Below are 4,067 nucleotides of genomic sequence, written 5' to 3' on the forward strand. Positions count from 1 at the left end.
AGTCCCCCACCACGAACGCGTACCGCGCCTTGGTCTCGTCGTTGGCGCCGTGGGTGAGGCCGAGGTGCCAGGCGGCGTACTCGTCCCAGCCATGTGTGTCGAGGTAGGCGTTCTGGACGTCGGCCGCCGGCTGGGCGTCACCCCAGTCGCTGGTGAGCACGTACTGCCGGGCCGCGATCTTGGACCGCACCATTGCCACCGCGTCCGGATTCACGTCGTATCTGGCCATGCTCCACTCTGGCACTCCACGGTTGCGTACGCGCCTACTCTGGCGAGCGTGACCACGCCGCCCGAGCAGCTTCTCGACCGGCTCGCCGACGAGATAGCGGCCGCCCTCGGAGCCGAGCTGCTCGGCCTGTACGTGCACGGTTCCTACACGGCCGGCGACTTCGAGCCGTCCCGGAGCGATCTCGATCTGCTCGCGGTCCTGCGCGAGGAACCCACGGCCACCACGCTGGAACTCGTGCGACCGCTCCACGCACGCACCGCCGTCGACCATCCCGCGTGGGCGGACCGCATCGAGGTCGACTACCTCGCGGCGACCACTCTGGCCACGCTCGCAGAGCGGCCCGGCCCGATGATCCGCATCAGCCCCGGCGAGCCGCTCCACCTGTTCGAGGCCACGCGGCACTACCTGTTCAACGTCGCCTCCGCCCGCGCCGGGCTCGCGTTGCGTGGTCCGTGCCCGACGGCGGTGGTCCCGCCGGTCTCGGCGGCCTCCCTTCACGCGGTGGTGCGCGAGCATGCGGCGAGCTGGCCGGAGTGGGTGGCGGAGTCGCGCGGACGGGTGGGCGCCCAGGCCTACGCGGTGCTCACGTTGTACCGGCTGCTCCACCATGTGGAGATGGGGACGCAGCTGTCGAAGCGGCAGGCGGGAGCGTGGGGTTCGGTGCGGCTCCCTGCCGCGGCCGAGCTGATCGGCTGGGCCTCGCGCTGGTGGTACGAGGGCGGTGCGGACACCGAGCTGGGGCGGTTCGAGGAGGTCGAGGCATTCGTGCGTGCGGTGAGCGCCGAGATCGGCGCGCAGGGATGAGCCAGCCTTCCCCGCACTACTGCAGGCCGCGGTAGCGCGCGGTGCGGAGCTCGACCTCCCACACGTCGGCGGTGGGCATGCCCAGCGCATGGGCGACGGCGATCTCGGCCTCGACGTCGTAGGGGACCCGCTGCAGATGCATCCCGAACGGTGCGGGATCGGGGCTGTCGAGCACGCCTTCCAGCACGAGATAGCTCGGGGTGGGCTCGTCGAGCGGGTTGCCCACCGAGCCGGCGTTCGCGAGCGTGCGGCCCTCGCGCGAGGTCACGTAGGCGTCGTGGATGTCGCCGTAGACCACCACGCTCGGCTCGGGGCCGTCGCCGGTCATCTCGGTGTTGACGAACATGCCGTCGAACTGCTCGTCGGTGTGGTGGACGTGGACCCGCACGTGCGGACTGGTGGCCGAGGCGTGAAACAGCCTGATGTGGCGCCCGCTCATCAGCAGGTCGTCACTGAGCGGGAGCGAGGTGAGCCAGTCGCGCTGGTCCTGGCGCAGCTCGTCGCGCCACCAGAGGAACTCGGCCGGCTCGGTGTCGCCACAGACCGGCAGGTTGTCGTCCCAGTTCCCGCGCACGGTGACCTCGCAGACCTGCTGTGTCAGATCCACGCAGGCGCTGCCGCGCGGGCCCTTGCCTGCGACGTCGCCGAGGTTGAGGACTCGCTCGATGCCGCGCTCGGCGATGTCGGCAAGCACCGCCTCCAGCGCGGTGAGGTTGCCGTGCACGTCGGAGATCAGCGCGATGCGGTCGGTACCCACAGGAACCACGCTACGGCGCGTGGCAGGCTGGGCGCCTACGCTGGCCGGGTGAGCGAGACACCCGTGCCCGAGCAGGTCTCGGAGATCTTCGACCCGCAGCGCTGGCGCGCCATCGAGGGCTTCGAGCTGACCGACCTGACCTACCATCGCGGCGTCGAGCGGACGCCGGAAGGCGTGCGGGACCTTCCCGTGGTGCGGATCGCGTTCGATCGCCCCGAGGTCCGCAACGCGTTCCGGCCGCACACCGTGGACGAGCTGTACCGGGTGCTCGACCACGCGCGCATGAGCTCCGACGTCGCCGCGGTCATCCTCACCGGCAACGGCCCCAGCCCCAAGGACGGCGGTTGGGCGTTCTGCTCCGGCGGCGACCAGCGCATCCGGGGGCGCGACGGGTACCGGTACAGCATGGACGGAGCTGGCGAGTCGTCAGACTCGGTGGACCCCGCCCGCGCCGGGCGGCTGCACATCCTCGAGGTGCAGCGACTGATGCGCACCATGCCCAAGCCGGTGATCGCCGTCGTGCCGGGCTGGGCCGCCGGAGGCGGGCACTCGTTGCATGTGGTGGCGGACCTGACCATCGCGAGCCTCGAGCACGCGCGGTTCAAGCAGACCGACGCCAACGTCGGATCGTTCGACGCCGGCTACGGGTCCGGGCTGCTGGCCCGGCAGGTGGGCGACAAGCGCGCCCGCGAGATCTTCTTCCTCGCACGCGAGTACTCCGCCGAGCAGGCCGAGAGCTGGGGCGCGATCAACGAGGCGGTCCCGCACGCCGACCTCGAGGACGTCGCGTTGGAGTACGCGCGGATCATCGCCACCAAGTCGCCCCAGGCGATCCGCATGCTCAAGTTTGCGTTCAACCTTGTCGACGACGGCATGGCGGGCCAGCAGGTCTTCGCCGGCGAGGCCACCCGGATGGCCTACATGACCGACGAGGCAGTCGAGGGCCGCGATGCCTTCCTCCAGCGCCGCGATCCCGACTGGTCAGGGTTCCCGCGCTACTTCTGAGGCCTCGCCACCGAGTTGGACCGATCGGTATAGAGTTAGACCGATCGGTCAAACTTGGTGAAACGGAGCACCCGTCATGAGTACGGATCCCACATCGGCGCCGGACGGCGAAGGCCCGGATCTCCGGCCACCGCGACTGCGTATCGCCCGGCGCGCGATGGCCTGGTGGGCGCTCCGCGCGCTGGTCACATGGGGCGTGCTGCTGGCGGCGCTGATCGTGGCGTACACGCTGTGGGAGCCGGCACGCGTGTGGCTGATCGCCCCGATCGTCGCCGTGGGAGTGATCCTCGCGGTGAAGCTCGCGCTCGAGCCGTGGTGGCGCTACCGGGTGCACCGGTGGGAGGTCACCGAGCACGCGACGTACGCCGCCAGCGGGTGGATCGTGCGTGAGTGGCGGGTCTCGCCCACGTCGCGAATCCAGACGGTCGACGCCGTCCGTGGTCCGCTCGAACAGCTGCTGGGGCTGTCGACGCTGCGCGTGACCACGGCGTCCTCCTACGGCGCGGTCGACGTCGGAGGACTCGACCGCGCCACCGCCGAGGACGCGGCGGCGCGGCTGGCAGTGGTGGCCGAGCTCAGCGAGGGAGATGCCACATGACCGACGATCCCCCGACCCCGGCAGCCACGCCGTGGCAGCGGCTCAGCGTCCGGGTGATCTGGGTCGACCTCGTGCAGAGCCTGCTGTCGCTGACCCCCGGCGCGATCGCCGTGCTGGCGTTCGACCAGACCTCACCCGGCACGCTGTGGCCGCTCGGGCTGGTCGCGCTCTTCGGTGTCCTCGGCGCAGTCGCTGACATCCTGCGCTGGGCGTTCACCCGCTTCCGGGTCACCGAGACCGACGTGGAACGGCGCACGGGCATCTTCGTCCGCCGGCATCGCACGATCCGGCGAGATCGCATCCGGAGCGTCGACACCCACGCCAAGCTCAGGCACCGCGTCGCCGGGCTCCGGGTCGTCACGATCGGAGCCGGTCAGCAGACGGGAGCGGGGGAAGCGGCGCTCGCGCTCGACGCCCTCTCGAAACAGGATGCGGCACTCCTGGCGGGCGAACTCCTTGACAGGCCGGAACGCACGGTCGCCATCCCCGGCACCGAGGCCGCCGAAGCCGAGCGCGACGAGGATGTACCGAACGAGCCGGAGCCCGAGGTACTGGCCACCTTCCGACCTTGGTGGGTGGTCTTCAACCTGTTCAGCATCTGGGCCTATCTGACGGCGGCCGGGCTGCTGTGGGGGCTGTTCTGGTTCGTCTCGATGTTCGGTGTCGACCTCGCC

Annotated in this window: 6 protein-coding genes; 4 read left to right on the top strand and 2 right to left on the bottom strand. The window is 70.6% G+C overall.

Going from position 1 to position 4,067, the window contains the following annotated elements; genetic code table 11:
* Window positions 1-229 (bottom strand): hypothetical protein (locus ACOJSN_RS02450; RefSeq protein WP_420110921.1); only part of this gene is annotated, 229 nt, incomplete at its 3' end.
* Between the two features lie 48 nt (window positions 230-277).
* Between ACOJSN_RS02450 and ACOJSN_RS02455 the strand changes: the two genes are divergently transcribed.
* Complete coding sequence (locus ACOJSN_RS02455) at window positions 278-1,033, top strand: aminoglycoside adenylyltransferase domain-containing protein (protein WP_420110922.1); 756 nt, start codon at window positions 278-280, stop codon at window positions 1,031-1,033.
* A 16-nt stretch (window positions 1,034-1,049) separates the two neighbouring features.
* Here the strand turns inward: ACOJSN_RS02455 and ACOJSN_RS02460 are convergent, their stop codons facing one another.
* Window positions 1,050-1,790 (bottom strand): metallophosphoesterase family protein, encoded by a 741-nt coding sequence (locus tag ACOJSN_RS02460; protein WP_420110923.1) that lies wholly within the window; start codon window positions 1,788-1,790, stop codon window positions 1,050-1,052.
* Window positions 1,791-1,838: 48 nt separating this feature from the next.
* Between ACOJSN_RS02460 and ACOJSN_RS02465 the strand changes: the two genes are divergently transcribed.
* The 3 genes from ACOJSN_RS02465 to ACOJSN_RS02475 all read left to right on the top strand — a co-directional run.
* A complete protein-coding gene (locus ACOJSN_RS02465) occupies window positions 1,839-2,795 on the top strand; it encodes a 1,4-dihydroxy-2-naphthoyl-CoA synthase (protein ID WP_420110924.1) in 957 nt (318 codons plus the stop codon).
* Between the two features lie 76 nt (window positions 2,796-2,871).
* On the top strand, window positions 2,872-3,393 hold the full coding sequence (locus ACOJSN_RS02470) for a PH domain-containing protein (protein WP_420110925.1): 522 nt from the start codon (window positions 2,872-2,874) through the stop codon (window positions 3,391-3,393).
* The coding region (locus ACOJSN_RS02475; protein WP_420110926.1) for a PH domain-containing protein at window positions 3,390-4,067 on the top strand (678 nt) is incomplete at its 3' end. The genes ACOJSN_RS02470 and ACOJSN_RS02475, both read left to right, overlap by 4 nt.

The sequence above is a fragment of the Pseudactinotalea sp. genome, assembly GCF_048594945.1.
Lineage (GTDB): Bacteria > Actinomycetota > Actinomycetes > Actinomycetales > Beutenbergiaceae > Pseudactinotalea.

Bases quoted from the DNA above. Each gene is read 5' to 3' on its own strand.
- ACOJSN_RS02470 (WP_420110925.1), top strand. From the start codon at position 2,872: ATGAGTACGGATCCCACATCGGCGCCGGACGGCGAAGGCCCGGATCTC.